Origin of the sequence: Ureibacillus sp. GCM10028918, from assembly GCF_042666115.1 — a bacterium.
In the GTDB taxonomy this organism is placed as follows: domain Bacteria; phylum Bacillota; class Bacilli; order Bacillales_A; family Planococcaceae; genus Ureibacillus.
This window is the reverse complement of the sequence record NZ_JBHTFK010000023.1, coordinates 1-513: the sequence shown is the minus strand read 5'-3', so window position 1 is coordinate 513 and position 513 is coordinate 1. Positions and strand designations below refer to the sequence as shown.

General features: G+C 55.0%; 1 rRNA gene. It reads left to right on the top strand.

The annotated features are described in order from the left end of the window. Positions 1–505, top strand: a 16S ribosomal RNA gene (locus ACFQU5_RS15930); the annotation flags it as partial. Positions 506–513 lie beyond the last annotated feature (8 nt).

The window sequence follows — 513 nt, the reverse complement described above, 5'->3', positions numbered from 1 at the left end:
TGGTGACAGGTGGTGCATGGTTGTCGTCAGCTCGTGTCGTGAGATGTTGGGTTAAGTCCCGCAACGAGCGCAACCCTTGTTCTTAGTTGCCATCATTTAGTTGGGCACTCTAAGGAGACTGCCGGTGACAAACCGGAGGAAGGTGGGGATGACGTCAAATCATCATGCCCCTTATGACCTGGGCTACACACGTGCTACAATGGACGGTACAAACGGTTGCCAACCCGCGAGGGGGAGCTAATCCGATAAAACCGTTCTCAGTTCGGATTGTAGGCTGCAACTCGCCTACATGAAGCCGGAATCGCTAGTAATCGCGGATCAGCATGCCGCGGTGAATACGTTCCCGGGCCTTGTACACACCGCCCGTCACACCACGAGAGTTTGTAACACCCGAAGCCGGTGGGGTAACCCTTTTGGGAGCCAGCCGTCGAAGGTGGGACAGATGATTGGGGTGAAGTCGTAACAAGGTAGCCGTATCGGAAGGTGCGGCTGGATCACCTCCTTTCTAAGGAT